This window comes from Arthrobacter sp. Y3221087 (assembly GCF_059089905.1).
On record NZ_JBNHFE010000001.1, the window covers coordinates 1,779,957 to 1,796,392 of the forward strand.

Sequence of the window (16,436 nt, forward strand, 5' to 3'; positions counted from 1 at the left end):
CGGTGAGCAACCCCGTCTTCTTCACCGCCGCCGGGTCCCTGGATGGACTGTCGCCGGGCGGCCGCTTCGTCCTGGAAGGGGCCGAGGCCAGGCATGCCGTCGCTGTCAAACGGCTTGAACCCGGCGAAGCCGTCGATATTGTCGACGGCGCCGGCACCAGGATGACAGGGCGGGTCGCCGCTGCTGCGCCGGCGGCCCTCGAGGTGGAGTGCGCGTCCGTAACCGTCGAACAGCGGCCGGAAGTCCGGCTGGTGCTCGTCCAGGCCCTGGCAAAGGGCGACCGGGACGAGCTGGCCATCGAAACGGCCACCGAGCTGGGGGTCGACGCCGTGGTCCCATGGCAGTCCGAGCGGTCCATCGTGCGGTGGAAAGGTGACCGCGCAGCGAAAGCCCACGCCAAATGGCAGTCGGTGGTAACCGCCGCCGCCAAGCAGGCGCGGCGGTCCTGGGTGCCGGAGGTCCGCCCCGCCGTCGACACCGCCGCGCTTTCCGCAGCCGTCGAGGCCGCGGACCTGGCGGTCATCCTGCACGAGGACGCCGTCCGCCCGCTGCGTACCGTCCTTGAGGGTTGGCAGGCCGGCGGCGGGGGAGCGGAACCCCGCGAGGTGCTCCTGATCGTAGGACCCGAGGGCGGGATCAGTCCCCGCGAAGTCACCAGGCTCTGCGACAAAGGCGCCGTGACTGCACTGCTGGGGCACCACGTCCTGCGGTCATCCACGGCCGGGCCGGCCGCCGTCGTGCTGGCCAGCGACATCCTGGGCCGCTGGACGGCTACCGCACCTTGAAGGCGCGGGTGTCCTCGAACTGGTCCGGACCGCCCCCGGTTCCGGCCTGCGCCACCCGCAGCTCGTAGTCACCGGCCGGCATGGTCAGGGCCAGGGTGAAAACCCCCGCCTGGCCCTGCTCGGGCGAGGCTGTTGTCTCCCCGGTGAGGAAGGGCTCGGTGCTGCCGTCGGTTCCGGACCGCAGGATTTGCCAGCGGAGCTTGCCGCCGGCGGTGGTGCTTCGTCCGGTGATCTTGACGCTGCCCCCGGGTACTTCCACGTTTTCCTGCGGATCGATAATCCAGACGGGCGCCACCAGGCCCGTGCTCCGGGTCATCAGTGCGCCGAGCGGGATGTGGTCGAACGCCACGTAGTCCGTATGCCCGTCCACCAGGATTCGGACCCGGATCTGCTGCCCGGAGTCGATCAGGCCTGAGCTGGCGGCGGCGGCTGTTGCCGTGTAGACCAACTGCTGGATGGCCCGGGCGGCCATCTCCGCATCGAGGTTGCTGTTGAAGGCGTCCTCGGAGACGTCCACCGTGATGACATCTTTACCCGAAATGGACGTGGCGAGCGTGCGGGGGCTTTGCCAGGGCGTGAAGAAGTCGGGGTCGAGCGGCTTGTCCGACATCATGGAGCGCAGGGCCCGCGTCACGGGATTTTCCTGGTCCGGCACGTCCCGGAATTCGCGGTACAGGAAGACGTCGCTGCCGCTGCGGCCAATCCAGTACACCGGAGCCTTGTTCGAGGACTGGGTGGTTTCCAGCGGCGCACTCGTGGACGGCGCCTGTGCCGTGCCGGTGGCGATGGGATTGGTGGCCAATGTGCCGGTGGGCGCCGGCCCGGCCTCGGCGATGCAGCCTGTCATGGCCGGGACAGCTGCCAGGACTCCGGCCAGCAGGAGACCGCGCATGCGGCCCACGGCACGGCCGGCCCTCAGGGGCGCAGCGGATTCCGGCACGTTCGTCCTGTCCTTTCCTAACGCGGAGGGCCGATCCCCGGGCGGCCTGGTCTTCCAGCTGCAGCTGGATTTCCAGCATGGCACACCCTGCAGGCCCTGCCAGCCGCCAGCCCTCGCCTGCGCCCAACTGAAACGGGAACGATATGAGGCCGATATGAAGTTGATACCTAATGACGGAACTGGGTCATTCTTCGTCCATGCGGCCGGTTCCCGTATCCGGCGCCGGCGGCTGCTGGCGTAATATGGAAAGACAATCTGTACCGACCTTGAGGGGACCACAGGCCAGCAGGCCATCACTATGACTGAATCAGCGAACGGAAAGCGCCGGTCCACCGGAGAGGGCAGCAGCGGGGAGTTCCCCCACTCCCTCCCGGGCATCCGCACTGAGGTGGTCCTTTTCGACAACTCCGATCAGATGGTCCAGTCGCTCGGCAGCCACGATGAGGCGCTGCGGTATATCGAGGAGCAGTTTCCGGACGTCAACTTCCACGTCCGCGGCAACGAGCTTTCCATCAGCGGACCCATCCATGACGTACCCCGGATCATGCGGCTGCTCCATGAAGTCCGCGGGCTCGTGGCGCGCGGCACCATCATCAGCCCGGCGGTGCTGCAGCAGCTGGTGGCCCTGCTGCGCACCCAATCGTTGCAGAACCCTGTGGAGGTGCTCACCCACGACATCCTCTCCAGCCGCGGCAGGACAATCCGGCCGAAAACCCTGAACCAGAAAACCTACGTTGACGCCATCGACGACAACACGGTGATTTTCGGCATCGGGCCTGCCGGCACCGGGAAGACCTACCTGGCCATGGCCAAGGCGGTCCAGGCCCTGCAGCAAAAAGAAGTTACCCGCATCATCCTGACCCGCCCGGCAGTGGAAGCCGGGGAACGCCTGGGGTTCCTGCCCGGGACGCTGAGCGACAAGATCGATCCGTACCTGCGCCCGCTCTACGACGCCCTCCACGACATGATGGACCCGGAGTCCATCCCCCGCTTGATGGCGGCCGGAACCATCGAAGTGGCGCCCCTGGCCTATATGCGCGGGCGCACCCTCAACGACGCGTTCATCATCCTTGATGAGGCGCAGAACACCACGCCCGAACAGATGAAGATGTTCCTGACACGCCTGGGCTTCGGATCCAAGATGGTGGTTACCGGAGACGTCACGCAGGTGGACCTTCCGTTCGGCACCCGGTCCGGGCTCCGAATCGTGGAGGACATCCTGCAGGGCATCGAGGGCGTCAACTTCTCGGTTTTGGATGCCGCCGACGTCGTCCGCCACCGCCTGGTTGGCGACATTGTCAACGCCTACAGCATCTGGGACGACGCCCAGAGGGCCCGCGCCAAACATTCAGCAGTCAAGGAAAAACGGGGGGAACGCGCTTGAGCATCGAGGTGAACAACGAGTCCGGGGTCCAGGTGGACGAAGCGGAACTCGTTGCGTTGTCCCGGTACATCTTTGAACAGCTCTATATTCATCCGCAGGCGGAACTGTCCATCCTGCTGGTGGATGAGCCTGCGATGGAAAAGCTGCACCTTGAGCTGATGGACGAGCCCGGTTCCACAGATGTCCTGTCCGTGCCCATGGATGAACTCACCCCCGGAACACCTGACCGGCCCACGCCGCAGGGCATGCTGGGCGATATTGCCATATGCCCGCAGGTGGCAAAAGTCCAGGCCAGGAACGCAGGCCACCAGCTCCAGGATGAGATGCTGCTGCTGACAACCCACGGCATCCTGCACCTGCTGGGCTACGACCATGCAGAACCCGAGGAGAAGGCCGAAATGTTCGGGCTCCAGCGGGAACTCCTGTCCGGCTTCACCGGCAAAGAAGCACCCGCCGAGACCACCCAGTGACGCCTCTGCTCCTGGTCGCGATGGCCCTGCTTTTCCTGGGTGTCGCGGCGGTGCTGACGGCCGCCGAAGCCGCTTTTAATTTCCTTCCACGCCATGACGCGGAGGAAGCGCTCCTTCGGAGCCGGAGCACCGCGATGCGCCGCATCCTTGCCCAGCCGGTTGCCCACATCCGTGCGCTGCGGTTCTGGCGGATCTGGTTCGAAATGGCCTCCGCTGTGGCTGTTGCCGTTCTGCTCTACAGCCTGCTGGACAACATCTGGCTTGCCGGGCTGGCGGCCACGGGCATCATGGCGCTGCTCGGATTCGTCATCGTGGGCGTTTCGCCCCGCCAGCTCGGACGGCTGCACTCCGCCGCCGTGGTCCGGTTCACGGCCCCGACGATCCGGTTCCTGACCTGGGTCCTGGGGCCCATCCCTGGTTGGCTCGTGGCCCTGGGCAGCTCGGCCGCGCCCGGCGCGCCGGGCGGTGACGAGGCGTTCTTCAGCGAGCAGGAGTTTCGTGAACTGGTGGAGCGGGCCAGCGAGTCGGACATGATCGAGGACACCGAAGCCGAGATGATCCAGTCGGTGTTCGACTTCGGCGACACGCTGGTGCGCGCCGTCATGGTCCCCAGGACGGACATCGTCAGCATCGAATCCGGATCGAGCCTGCACCAGGCCATGTCCCTGTTCCTCCGTTCCGGCTACTCGAGGATTCCCGTGATCGGCGAGGACACGGACCATATCCTCGGCATCATCTACCTGAAGGACGTGGCCGCCGCCGTCCATGGACTCGCCCCGGACGCGGAACCGCCCCTGGTGGACTCGCTGGCCCGCGAGGTCCGGTACGTCCCCGAGTCCAAACCCGTGAGCGACCTGCTGCGTGAACTGCAGAAGGAATCCACCCATGTCGCCATCGTCATCGACGAATATGGCGGCACCGCCGGCCTGGTCACCCTCGAGGACCTGATCGAGGAAATCGTGGGTGAAATCGTGGACGAGTACGACACCGAAAGCGCCGAAGCCGTTGAGCTTGGAGACGGTTCCTACCGGGTCAGCGCACGGATGAGCATCGATGACCTGGGCGAGCTCTTCGACATCGAGCTTGACGACGACGAAGTGGACACCGTGGGCGGACTCCTTGCCAAGGCGCTGGGCCGCGTCCCCATCGTGGGAAGCCAGGTTGAAGTCCACGGGGTTTCACTCCGGGCGGACCGGCTGGAAGGCCGGCGCAACCGCGTCAGCCACATCATTGCGGCGCCGGTGCCAAGAGTAGACACTGACTTTGAAGACCTCCTCGAAGAGGCGGACACAACCCAGCAGGGAGTTCCACGTGAGCAAGAAAAATAAGGCAGCACCGGAAGACTTCGGCGGCTTCCACGCAGGATTCTCAGTCCTGGTGGGCCGGCCCAATGCCGGAAAGTCCACCCTGACGAACGCCCTGGTGGGGAAGAAAGTGGCCATCACCTCCGCGAAGCCGCAAACCACCCGCCACACCATCCGCGGCATTGTGCACCGGGACGATGCCCAGCTGATCCTGGTGGACACCCCGGGCCTGCACCGCCCGCGTACCCTCCTTGGAAAGCGCCTGAACGACCTCGTCGCGGACACCCTCGCTGAGGTTGACGCCATTGGGTTCTGCCTGCCGGCCAATGAAAAGATCGGCCCCGGCGATAAATTCATCGCCGCCCAGCTGGCGGCGGTGGGCCGCAAGCCGGTCATCGCCATCGTCACCAAGGCGGACCTGGTGGACCGCCAAGTACTGACCGAGCAGCTCCTTGCCGTGGCGGAACTCGGCCGCGAAGTCCTGGGGGAGGAGGGCTGGAAGGACATCGTGCCGGTCTCCGCCACGGACGGTTTCCAGGTGGATACTGTCGCTGATGTCCTGATCAGCCACATGCCGCCGTCGCCTCCGCTGTATCCCGATGGCGAGCTCACGGACGAACCGGAAGCGGTGATGGTCGCCGAACTCATCCGGGAAGCCGCGCTCGAGGGCGTGCGGGACGAGTTGCCCCACTCCCTGGCCGTGGTGGTCGAAGAGATCGTTCCGCGGGAGGACCGGCCTGACGACAACCCGCTCCTGGATGTGCGCGTAAACCTGTATGTGGAGCGCCCTTCGCAGAAGGCCATCATCATCGGCAAGGGCGGCAGCAGGCTTCGCGAGGTGGGCACCAACGCGCGCAAGGGGATCGAGGCCCTGCTCGGCACGCGGATCTACCTTGACCTCCACGTCAAGGTGGCCAAGGACTGGCAGCGCGACCCGAAGCAACTGGTCAAACTCGGTTTCTGATGCGGCCTGTGCCGCCGCCGCCGGGCGGGCGCCCGGCGTTTTCCCAGACTGGACCACTAAAATGGGCCGGATTTTGAATTTAGAGGAAGGTTCACCACGTGGTTCGAGGCCGCGATATACGCGACAACGAAGCTGATGCGCCAGCGGGAACAGGACCGGTATCCCGGCACGCACACGATAGCGCCTTAGGGACCGCACGGCATCTTGGCCCACTCCGCGGCATGCCCGTCTGGATCAAGATCGTCACCGGTGTCCTGTCAGTGGCCATCATCTGCGGCCTCGCCTTCGCCGGATTCTGGTACCTGCGCCTCCAGAACAACATTTCCAAGGCGCCCTTGAACGCCGGCGGAGGCAACAGCGAGATGGTCAGCGACGCGACGGGCAGGATGCAGATCCTCATCCTGGGCTCGGACACACGGGACGGCAAGAACGCCGAGTACGGTGAAGCCGACCTTTCCGCGGGGTACGGCAAATCGGACGTCATGATGCTGATGGACATCTCGGAAGACAACAAACGCGTCAGCGTCATCAGTTTCCCGCGCGACCTGCTGGTGGACATTCCCAAGTGCAAGGACGAGAAGACCGGCCAGGAATACCCTGCCCGGAGCGGCATCATGATCAACGAGGCCATGACGGAAGCCGGCATCGGCTGCGCTGTGGACACTGTCAACAAGATCACCGGCCTGGAAGTGGACCATTTCATGATGGCCGACTTCAACGCCGTGAAGGAACTGTCCAACGCTGTGGGCGGCGTGGAAGTCTGCATCAGCGACGCCGTGTACGACCCCGACTCCCGGCTGCGGCTGCCTGCTGGCACCTCGATGGTCCAGGGCGAGCAGGCACTTGCCTTCCTGCGCACCCGGCATGCCTTTGCCGACGGCGGCGACCTGGGCCGCATCAAGGCGCAGCAGGGCTTCCTCTCGTCGCTGACCCGGAAGATCAAGGACGACGGCACCCTGTCCGACCCCGGCAAGATGCTGAAGATCGCCGACGTCGTGACCCAGAACCTGACGGTGGATGAAGGCCTGGCTTCCGTGCCCACCCTGCTGACCATCGGCAACCGGCTCAAGGACATCGATATCAGCAAGGTGGCGTTCGTCGCCGTCCCCACCACACCGGCGGACCTTGATCCGAACAGGCTCCAGATCGCCGAACCAGCCGGCTCCCAGCTCTTCGCTGCGCTCCGGCAGGACGTGGACCTGACCGACCCCACCGCGCCCGCCACGCCAGCGCCCGGCGAAAGTGCACCGCCGTCGGCCGCCCCCACCGAAACGGTTCCGGCGCCGCCACCATACGACAAGGCGCTGCAGCCGGTGACGGTGGCCAACGGCACCGGTGTCCCCGGCCGTGCCCAGGAAATCGTGCAGGCCCTGGTCTCCGGTGGGTTCACGCAGGCCGCCCAGTTCGAAAACGCAGCCGTGGAACAATCCGTGGTCTACTACGGTTCTGACTTCGCCGATGTTGCCGCCGACGTCGCCGCACTGCTGGGCATCCCGGCGGGCCAGCTGGTTCCCGCCCCCGGTGTCTCAGGAGTGCAGGTCTACCTCGGCACGGACTTTACCTCGGGCACCACCTACAGGTCCGGGGCGGGGGCCGCGCTGCCCGACGATATCGTCAACCAGACGGCTGGCGACGCGACATGCCAGCAGGCCAACCCGTACCTGATCGTCCAGGAGTAAATCCTCCATATAACCGAAAGCGGGGCGCCACCCACCAGGGTGGCGCCCCGCTTTCGGTTAGGGCAGCGTCCCGGGAGACCTACCAGATGCTGACCCGCTCCGCAGGCGGCATCCACATGCCGTCCTGTTCAGTGACATCGAACGCCTCGTGGAACGCGTCCAGGTTTTTCGCAATGGCGTTCGTCCGGAACTCGTTGGGGGAGTGGGGGTCCGTGGCAAGCCGGCGGACGGCCTCTTCCTGCCGGATCACCTGGCGCCAACCGGCCGCCCAGGAGGCGAAGAAGCGCTGCGGGCCGGTGAGGCCGTCCAGGACTTCCGGTTCCCTGCCGTCCAGGCTGATCAGGTACGCCTTGTAGGCGATGGCCAGGCCTGCCAGGTCGCCGATGTTCTCGCCCAGGGTGAGCCGCCCGTTCACGTGATGCCCGGGGGCGGCCGACGGCGACAAGGCATCGTACTGGGCTACCAGCTTGGCCGTGAGCTGTTCGAAGGCCTGCCGGTCCTCGTCCGTCCACCAGTTCCGAAGGGTGCCGCCGCCGTCGAACTGCGAACCCTGGTCATCGAAGCCGTGGCCGATCTCGTGACCGATCACTGCGCCGATGCCTCCGTAATTGACGGCGTCATCGGCGTCGGCGGTGAAGAACGGCGGCTGCAGGATCGCGGCGGGGAAAACGATCTCGTTCATCATCGGGTGGTAGTAGGCGTTGACCGTCTGCGGGGTCATCAGCCACTTGTTGCGGTCCACCGGCTTGCCCACCTCATCAAGGTGGCGGTCGACGTCGGCGTTGTGCGCCCGCTCCACGTTGCCGAGCAGGTCGGCAGGATCGATCTCCACGGCGGAATAATCGATCCATTCGTCCGGGAACCCGATCTTTGCCCGGAAGCCTTCGAGCTTCCGCAGTGCCTCGGCCTTGGTGGCCTCACCCATCCAGCCCACCCCCGTGATGCTGCGGCGGTAAGCCTCGATCAGGTTGGCGACCAGGGTCTGCATCCGGGCCTTGTGCGTTTCCGGGAAGTGCCGGGCCACATAGATCTGGCCCACGGCCTCGCCCAGGGCAGCCTCCACCACGGCCACTCCGCGCTTCCACCGGTCCTTGTTGCGGGGCGTGCCGCTGATGGTGGTGCCGTAGAACGCGAAATTCGCGTCAACGAAAGCGGACGACAAGTAGGGTGCAGCGGCACTGATCACGCGCATGGCAAGCCATTCCTGCCACACGGACAACGGTTCGGAGTCCAGGAGCCCGGCGGCACCTTCAAAGAAGGGCGGCGTGCTCACCACGATCTCCTGCCGCTTGTCCCCGTCGATGCCCGCCGCCTCAAACCAGGTGGCAAGGTGGGGGAACAGGGCTGACGCTTCATCCGCGCTCTTCAGGTTGTAGGTCTTCTGCGGATTCCGCAGCGTGACGTTGTCCCAGTGGTGTGCCGCGAGCTTCGTTTCGAGCTCCACCACCCGTCCCGCCGCGGCTTCCGCCTCTGCCACGCCGGCAAGGCCGAACATGGTCTGCACATGTGATCGGTACGCGGACACCATGGGCGCGAATTTGTCTTCACGGTAGTAGGACTCGTCCGGAAGCCCCAGGCCGCCCTGGCCGGTGTACAGCAGGACGCGGTCCGGATTTCCGGCGTCGGGGGCCGGGTAGATATAAAAGAGGCCACCCACGTCGGAGCGGAACAGCCGCCCTGCCAGTGCAATGAGGTCGGCGGCGGAGGCAGTGGCGAAGACGTCCGCAATCCGCTGCCGGATGGGTTCCATCCCCTTGGCCTCCACCGTTTCCTCATCCATGAAGCTGCTGTAGAGGCCACCAATCTTGCGCTCGATCCCGCTGGCCGAACCGGCCTTGGCCGCCGCCTCCTCGATGATGTCCCGGACGGCTATCTCGGAACCGTCCCGCAAGGCGGTGAAGGTGCCCTCGAGCGGGCGGTCGTCGGGAATTTCGGTGGCCTTCAGCCAGGCGCCGTTGACGTGCTGGTACAGGTCATCCTGCGGCCGGACCGTGTGGTCTATGGTGGAAAGGTCGATCCCCGAAATGGGCACTGAAACTCCTTTGCTGCAGGCTCCGTATCCAGGCTCCAGCGCCGGAGAGGTCTGCATGGTGGACTTTACGGACGGTAGTGCCCTTTCATCTTACGCACGCGTGCTACGCTCAGAATGTGCGTGCAGAGCTCCTTCTCCTTAGCTGCCGCGGCGAGGCCCCAGACGCGATCTAGCGCAAGGCCATCCCTCGCTGCGGAGTTTGTGTTGCCCGGCCACCCTTTCAATGAAGATCTCCAGAAAAGGCCCCACGTAATGCGAAACGCACAAAAGCCCTCAGGAATGCCTGCCCACCGGTACACGCCGTTCCAGGACCTGATCAAAGTCGAACTGCCGGACCGCACCTGGCCGGACAAGGTCATCACGAAGGCTCCGCGCTGGTGTGCAGTTGACCTGCGCGACGGCAACCAGGCCCTGATCGACCCCATGAGCCCGGCACGCAAGATGAAGATGTTCGACCTGCTGGTCCGCATGGGCTATAAGGAAATCGAGGTGGGTTTCCCGTCCGCATCCCAGACTGACTTCGACTTCGTCCGCCAGCTGATCGAGGGCAACCACATCCCGGACGACGTCACCATCCAGGTCCTGACGCAGGCCCGCGAGCACCTGATCGAGCGGACGTACGAATCCCTGGTCGGCGCCAAGCAGGCAATCGTCCACCTGTACAACTCCACCTCGGTCCTGCAGCGCCGCGTGGTCTTCAACCAGGACGAAGACGGCATTCTGGACATCGCGCTGCAGGGTGCGCGGCTGTGCAAGAAGTACGAGGAAACCCTGGGTGATACCCACGTCACCTACGAGTACTCGCCGGAGTCCTTCACGGGAACAGAGCTGGAGTACGCAGTCCGCGTCTGCAACGCCGTCGCCGACGTCTTCGAAGCCTCGGCAGACCGCCAGGTCATCATCAACCTGCCCGCCACCGTGGAAATGGCCACGCCCAACATGTACGCGGATTCCATCGAGTGGATGAGCCGCCACCTGCACCCCCGCGAGGGCATCATCCTGTCCCTGCACCCGCACAACGACCGCGGCACGGGCGTGGCCGCAGCCGAACTGGGATACATGGCCGGCGCGGACCGTATCGAGGGCTGCCTCTTCGGCAACGGCGAGCGGACCGGCAACGTGGACCTGGTCACCCTGGGCCTGAACCTGCTTGTCCAGGGCATCGACCCGATGATCGACTTCTCCGACATCGACGACATCCGCCGCACCGTGGAGTATTGCAACCAGCTGCCCGTTCCGGAACGGTCCCCGTACGGTGGCGACCTCGTTTTCACGGCGTTCTCCGGCTCCCACCAGGACGCCATCAAGAAGGGCTTCGAGGCGCTGGAACGCGATGCAGCTGCCGCCGGGAAGGACGTGGCGGACTTCACCTGGCAGGTTCCGTACCTGCCCATCGACCCCAAGGACCTGGGCCGTAGCTACGAGGCCGTCATCCGCGTGAACTCCCAGTCCGGCAAGGGCGGCGTGGCCTACCTGCTCAAGAACGAGCACAGCCTGGACCTGCCGCGCCGCGCGCAGATTGAGTTCTCCGGCGTCATCCAGCGGCGCACCGATACCGTGGGCGGCGAGGTCAGCGGAGCCCAGCTGTGGCAGATCTTCCAGGACGAATACCTGCCCTCCGGCAAGGCTGACGGGCAGTGGGGCCGCTACGCGCTCGGTGCCGTCAAGACCGAAACGGACGACGACGGCGGCATGACCCTGCACGCCTCCCTCACCATCGACGGTGTGCAGGTCAGCCGCACCGGCACCGGAAACGGTCCCATCGCAGCGCTGCTGAGCATCCTGCACGAGGATGGCGTGGACGTCCGCGTCCTGGACTACAGCGAGCACGCACTCTCCGAGGGCGGCAACGCCCTGGCCGCCGCGTATGTCGAGGCGGCAGTGGGGGACCGGGTCCTGTGGGGCGTGGGCATCGATGCCAACACCAGCATGTCCGCTTTGAAGGCTGTCATCTCCGCCGTGAACCGCGCCATCCGGGACGCACAGGCCTGACACCTGCCAGTTGTGCCGCCGGGACATCCACCCGGCGGCACAGGTGTGCCCGGTGGGATGGGAAGCGAAGAGGATGGGAAGATAAAGCGTGGCCCAACACTCTTTTGCCTCCCGCGCGTACCGGGATGACGCCGTCGTGCTCCGCACGCACAAGCTGGGCGAGGCGGACCGCATCATCACCCTCTTGACCAAGCATCATGGCCAGGTCCGTGCGGTTGCCAAGGGCGTACGGCGCACCAGCAGCCGGTTCGGGGCGAGGCTGGAACCGTTCATGGTGGCGGATCTCCAGCTGGTCTCGGGGCGCACCCTGGACATCGTCACCCAGGCCGTGGCCAAGGGAGCGTACGGCGGGAGCATCGCGGCCGATTACGGCCGGTACACGGTTGCTGCTGCCATGACCGAAACCGCGGAGAAGCTGACGGACGTGGACGGCGAGTCCGGCACCGCCCAGTACAACCTGCTGGTCGGCGCCCTGGCCGCCCTCAGCCGGGATGAACATGCACCGGGCCTGATCCTCGATTCCTACCTGCTGCGGGCTCTGGCCACCGGCGGCTGGGCGCCCAGCTTCACCGAATGTGCCCGCTGCGGACTGCCTGGCCCCCACACCGCGTTCGCGGCCCCCCTGGGCGGGATGGTCTGCAGCGGTTGCAGGCCTCCCGGCTCACCGGCGCCGGCCCCCGAAACTGTCGTCCTGCTGGCAGCGCTGCTGACGGGCGACTGGGGCACGGCGGATGCATCCCTGCCAGTGCACCGCAAGGAGGCCGCGGGCCTGGTCGCGGCGTACCTGCAGTGGCATCTCGAACGAGTCCTCAAATCCCTCAAACATGTGGAGCGAAGCTGACAGTGGCCCTGGGAAAAAAGAACAACGTATCCCGCAAGCGCACCCACCCGGTGGTGGCGCCGTACCCGCATCCTTCCGGGGCCGTGGCGCCGTCCATTCCGGCGGAATTCATCCCCCGCCACGTCGCCATCGTCATGGACGGCAACGGCCGCTGGGCGAACCAGCGCGGACTGCCGCGCATCGAGGGCCACAAAGCCGGCGAACCGGCGCTGCTGGACGTCATGGCCGGCGCCATCGAACTGGGCATCGAATACGTCAGCGTCTACGCCTTCTCCACGGAGAACTGGCGGCGGTCGCCTGAGGAAGTCCGCTTCCTGATGGGATTCAACAAGGATGTGCTGCGGCGCCAGCGGAACCAGCTGGACGAGTGGGGGGTGCGGGTCCGATGGTCCGGCCGGCGGCCCAGGCTCTGGGGATCTGTCATCCGGGAACTCGAGGAGGCCGAGGAATACACTGCGGCCAACAGCACGTGCACGTTGACCATGTGTGTCAATTACGGCGGCCGCGCGGAAATCACTGATGCGGTGTCCGCCATCGCGGCCGACGTCGCCGCCGGACGGTTGAAGCCTAACGCCATCACCGAACGGACCATCCAGAAGTACCTGGACGAGCCGGACCTTCCGGATGTGGACCTCTTCCTCCGCAGCTCCGGGGAACAGCGGTTGTCCAACTTCATGCTCTGGCAGTCCGCCTACGCCGAGTTTGTCTTCATGGATACGCTGTGGCCCGACGTCGACCGGCGCACGCTATGGGCTGCCGTGGAAGAGTATGCCCGGCGGGACCGCCGCTACGGGGGCGCAGTCGACGCCGCCCGGCCCGTGGACGCCGTAACCCGGGACCAGGCCTGAACACTCAAAGCCCGGGGCGGCCCTCGGCGGGGTAGCCGCTGAGCCGAATTTGCGCAGGTCCACGGCGTAGAAGGGAAAACCCGCGCGGCTGAGGTATTCGGCCGCTTCCGTCTGCAGGAAGTAGTCGGCCCACCCGTGCACGTAGAGGACCACGTCCACGCCGGAAGGCCCTCCGGCGAGGGAGGGCCCCGGCGCCGGGACGGGGCACCGCAGAGGGTCGCGACGACGTCGCCCTCGTCATCGGGTGCCAGCGGCAGCGTTCGCTGCTGGAACGGGGGGGGGGCCAAGGATATCCGCTGTCCACTCGCCGCTGCGTTCCCCGACGGCGTGATATTCGGCCGTCATGGATGCGGCCCGGGCGGGACTGGCGGAAGGGGAGCGCCGCCGTAGGCGGACAGCCAGCGGGCCAGCCTGGCGTAAGCGTCCGCACGCACCGCGGCGGGTGAGAGGAAGACGTCGTGCAGCGCGCCGTCGATCCGTTCGATAGTCACTGTCCGGCCGAGGGTGAGGGCGCGGGCGCTGATGGTGTTGACGTCAAGGACCGCGTCCGTGCGGCGCATTTCCTCGGACCAAAAGAGCCCGTTCGCGCTGCCGCGGGAGAGCAGGACCAGGATGGGCACCTCGATGTTCAGCCCGCGCGCCACCTTGGCGTGCCCGGCCAGCACCGCACTGAGCCAGCCGGCGCGGACGGGGAAGGCCATGGGCGGACGGTACCGTTCATCGAGGGGCCATTCGCCTTCAGCCGCGCTGCTGATCGTGCGCCAGTAGAAGCCGCGCTCGGGCAGCCGCAGTACGGCTTCGGGCCGGATACGGGCCACCGGTCCCACCATGCCGGAGGCTGCCCGCCGCACCAGGCTGTTGCCGTGCATTTCCAGCCAGGGGCTGTTCAGGATCAAGTGCGACACGCTCCCGGGCCGCCTGCTTGCCCACAGCACGGCCACAAGGCCGCCGGTGGAATGACCCATCAGGGTCAACGGCCCCGCCGCACCCTCCCGGCTGATAAGGCGGATGGCCTCTTCAATTTCCGCGTCATAGTCGGCCAGGTCCGATACATAGCCGCCCGGATACTCGGGCCGCAGGCTCCGGCCATGGTTGTGCATATCCAACGCATAGAACTCGTAGCCCGCCGTCCACCAGAAGCGTGCCAGGTCCACATTGAAGAAGTAGTCGCTCCAGCCGTGGAGGAAGAGGACGGCGCGGCGCGGCTCCCGGGACTGGCCGGAGCCGTCCCCGGCCGGGCGGAACCGGACCAGCGTGGCCGTCCGTTCAACGCCGTCGGGGCCTGCCGCAGTGAAGGCAAGGGATTCGAACTCCTCACCCAGGATGTCCTGCTGCCAGCCCATGGATTCATGCTAATGCGGACCGCATCCGCTCCGTGTGATTTTGGAACAGGCAGTCGGAGGCGGAAGACTGGAGGCATGCGCGTTTACCCCACTTTCTTCAGGCTGGCCTTTTCATGGATGGACGCCGAGCGCGCCCACAAAATCGGTTTCAAGGGCATCCGGTTCGCGCATGTCTCCGGCGCCGGCAAAATCCTACAGAAAGTGACGGCTCCGGCGCCGTCGTTGCAGACCACGGCTTTTGGCGTGACCTTCCCGTCGCCGTTCGGACTCGCCGCCGGCTTCGACAAGGAAGGCCTTGGCATCGAGGCCCTCTCCGAGCTGGGCTTCGGCCACGTGGAAGTGGGTACCATTACCGGGCAGGCCCAGCCCGGCAACGAAAAGCCGCGGCTTTTCCGGCTGGTGCAGGACCGCGCCGTGATCAACCGGATGGGCTTCAATAACGACGGTGCCGCCGCCGTCGCCCCCCGCCTGAAGGCCGCCCGTGCTGCGCTGCAGCGCAGGCACGCAGGCGTCCGTCCCGTCATCGGCGTCAACATCGGCAAGACCAAGGCCGTGGAACTTGCCGACGCCGTGGACGACTACCTGGTCAGTGCCCGCAGCCTGGCTCCTGCCGCCGACTACCTCGTGGTCAATGTCAGCTCCCCGAACACGCCCGGATTGCGGCTGCTCCAGGACGTGGAAACCCTCCGCCCGCTGCTCACCGCGGTAGGGCAGGAGGCAGACCGGGCCGCGGGGCGCCATGTGCCCCTGCTGGTGAAGATTGCCCCGGACCTAAGCGACGAGGATATAGACGACGTCGCCCGCCTGGCGCTGGACCTCAAGCTGGACGGCATCATCGCCACCAACACCACCATTGCCCGGACCGGTCTCAGCAGCCCTGCGGGCGAGGTCGAAAATTGCGGGGCCGGCGGGCTTTCGGGCGCGCCCCTGAAGCAGCGGTCGTTGGAGGTGCTGCGGCGCCTGAAGCAGGCAACGGGGGATGCACTGACGCTCGTGGCCGTGGGCGGCGTCGAAACGGCACAGGACGTCCAGGACAGGCTTGATGCCGGAGCAACACTCGTCCAGGGCTACACGGCATTCCTCTACGAAGGCCCGTTCTGGGCGGCCCGCATCAACCGCGCTTTGGCGAAAAACCGCCGGGCGTAGGGACTTCTTAAAGCGGCAAACCCCGGTGGATGATTCCGCCGGGGTTTGCTGTTGCTGCAGCTGGTGCCGTTTGCTCAGGCCGGGTACTGGCCGCGCTTGACCTGGGGCTTGGGAAGGCGCAGTTTGCGGAACTGCAGGGAGCGCATGGAGCCGTACCAGACGGTGCCGCGTTCCACCTCGCCGAATTTTTCCGTGAGCCGCTTACGGAGTTTGCGGGACAGGATGAACACGTCCAGGAATACGGCCAGGAACATGACCCAGAATCCACCCAGGACGTAGATCATCAGGTCGCTCGAAGCAGGCACCACCAGGGATACCAGGACAAAAACCAGGGCTCCGAACATCAGGTATTCGCCGAGGCTGAAGCGGGCATCCACGTAATCGCGGGCGAACCGCTTCTGCGGGCCCTTATCCCGCAGGGGGAGGAACCTCTCGTCGCCGGTGTCCAGCGCCTGGCGCATTTTCTGCCGCTGGTCCTGGATCGCCTGGCGCTCGGCGGCCTTGGACGCCTTGCGGTCCTCCGGCACCAGCGGACGCTTTCGCGCCGCTTCCTGCGCCTTGCGGGTGGGGGTTGGGGCTCCCTTGCCAACAACGCTGCCAGGCTGCGCCGCAGCGTCTGCCGCCTGCCGGTCTACTGATTCCTGCGCCGAGGGCGCTTCCTTTTTACGTCCGAACACCAGAACAGAATACCCTTGCAGGCCGGCGCAG

At 66.1% G+C, this 16,436-nt stretch carries 14 protein-coding genes; 10 read left to right on the forward strand and 4 right to left on the reverse strand.

Annotated elements, in window-relative coordinates:
- Positions 1-2 precede the first annotated feature (2 nt).
- Entirely contained in the window at positions 3-785 is a 783-nt protein-coding gene (locus tag AC5RUO_RS08465; RefSeq protein ID WP_494103249.1) for a 16S rRNA (uracil(1498)-N(3))-methyltransferase, read from the forward strand.
- On the opposite strand, the gene AC5RUO_RS08470 is transcribed toward AC5RUO_RS08465, so the two are convergent.
- A complete protein-coding gene (locus AC5RUO_RS08470; protein ID WP_494009224.1) occupies positions 772-1,725 on the reverse strand; it encodes a GerMN domain-containing protein in 954 nt (317 codons plus the stop codon). The genes AC5RUO_RS08465 and AC5RUO_RS08470 overlap by 14 nt on opposite strands.
- 298 nt (positions 1,726-2,023) lie before the next feature.
- Here AC5RUO_RS08470 and AC5RUO_RS08475 point away from each other — a divergent pair, with 298 nt between their 5' ends.
- The 5 genes from AC5RUO_RS08475 (at position 2,024) to AC5RUO_RS08495 (ending at position 7,526) form a co-directional block, all read left to right on the forward strand.
- Positions 2,024-3,109 carry a PhoH family protein gene (locus AC5RUO_RS08475; RefSeq protein WP_494009223.1) on the forward strand — a complete coding sequence of 362 codons (1,086 nt, stop codon included), beginning with the start codon at positions 2,024-2,026 and terminating at the stop codon, positions 3,107-3,109.
- Positions 3,106-3,579, forward strand: coding sequence for an rRNA maturation RNase YbeY (gene ybeY, locus AC5RUO_RS08480; protein WP_009358798.1), 474 nt, complete (start codon positions 3,106-3,108; stop codon positions 3,577-3,579). Before AC5RUO_RS08475 ends, ybeY begins: the two co-directional genes overlap by 4 nt.
- Positions 3,576-4,907 carry a hemolysin family protein gene (locus AC5RUO_RS08485; protein ID WP_494009221.1) on the forward strand — a complete coding sequence of 444 codons (1,332 nt, stop codon included), beginning with the start codon at positions 3,576-3,578 and terminating at the stop codon, positions 4,905-4,907. Before ybeY ends, AC5RUO_RS08485 begins: the two co-directional genes overlap by 4 nt.
- Entirely contained in the window at positions 4,891-5,847 is a 957-nt protein-coding gene (gene era / locus AC5RUO_RS08490; protein WP_494009220.1) for a GTPase Era, read from the forward strand. The genes AC5RUO_RS08485 and era overlap by 17 nt, the downstream gene beginning before the upstream one ends.
- Before the next feature lie 221 nt (positions 5,848-6,068).
- Complete coding sequence (locus AC5RUO_RS08495; protein WP_494103250.1) at positions 6,069-7,526, forward strand: LCP family protein; 1,458 nt, start codon at positions 6,069-6,071, stop codon at positions 7,524-7,526.
- 79 nt (positions 7,527-7,605) lie between these two features.
- On the opposite strand, the gene AC5RUO_RS08500 is transcribed toward AC5RUO_RS08495, so the two are convergent.
- Positions 7,606-9,558, reverse strand: a complete 1,953-nt coding sequence (locus AC5RUO_RS08500) for a M13 family metallopeptidase (RefSeq protein WP_494009218.1) — start codon at positions 9,556-9,558, stop codon at positions 7,606-7,608.
- Between the two features lie 252 nt (positions 9,559-9,810).
- Between AC5RUO_RS08500 and leuA the strand changes: the two genes are divergently transcribed.
- From leuA to AC5RUO_RS08515, 3 genes are all read left to right on the forward strand, one after another.
- Positions 9,811-11,550 carry a 2-isopropylmalate synthase gene (leuA, locus tag AC5RUO_RS08505; RefSeq protein WP_494103251.1) on the forward strand — a complete coding sequence of 580 codons (1,740 nt, stop codon included), beginning with the start codon at positions 9,811-9,813 and terminating at the stop codon, positions 11,548-11,550.
- 88 nt (positions 11,551-11,638) lie between these two features.
- Entirely contained in the window at positions 11,639-12,391 is a 753-nt protein-coding gene (recO, locus tag AC5RUO_RS08510; RefSeq protein WP_494009216.1) for a DNA repair protein RecO, read from the forward strand.
- A gap of 2 nt (positions 12,392-12,393) precedes the next feature.
- Positions 12,394-13,239, forward strand: coding sequence for an isoprenyl transferase (locus AC5RUO_RS08515; RefSeq protein ID WP_494009215.1), 846 nt, complete (start codon positions 12,394-12,396; stop codon positions 13,237-13,239).
- A gap of 341 nt (positions 13,240-13,580) precedes the next feature.
- Here the strand turns inward: AC5RUO_RS08515 and AC5RUO_RS08520 are convergent, their stop codons facing one another.
- Positions 13,581-14,582, reverse strand: a complete 1,002-nt coding sequence (locus tag AC5RUO_RS08520; RefSeq protein ID WP_494103252.1) for an alpha/beta hydrolase — start codon at positions 14,580-14,582, stop codon at positions 13,581-13,583.
- 75 nt (positions 14,583-14,657) lie between these two features.
- On the opposite strand from AC5RUO_RS08520, the gene AC5RUO_RS08525 reads away from it, so the two are divergent.
- Entirely contained in the window at positions 14,658-15,728 is a 1,071-nt protein-coding gene (locus AC5RUO_RS08525) for a quinone-dependent dihydroorotate dehydrogenase (RefSeq protein ID WP_494103253.1), read from the forward strand.
- Between the two features lie 74 nt (positions 15,729-15,802).
- Here AC5RUO_RS08525 and AC5RUO_RS08530 read toward each other — a convergent pair whose 3' ends face one another.
- Positions 15,803-16,405: a DUF3043 domain-containing protein gene (locus tag AC5RUO_RS08530; protein ID WP_494009212.1), complete on the reverse strand. Its 603-nt coding sequence runs from the start codon at positions 16,403-16,405 to the stop codon at positions 15,803-15,805.
- Positions 16,406-16,436 lie beyond the last annotated feature (31 nt).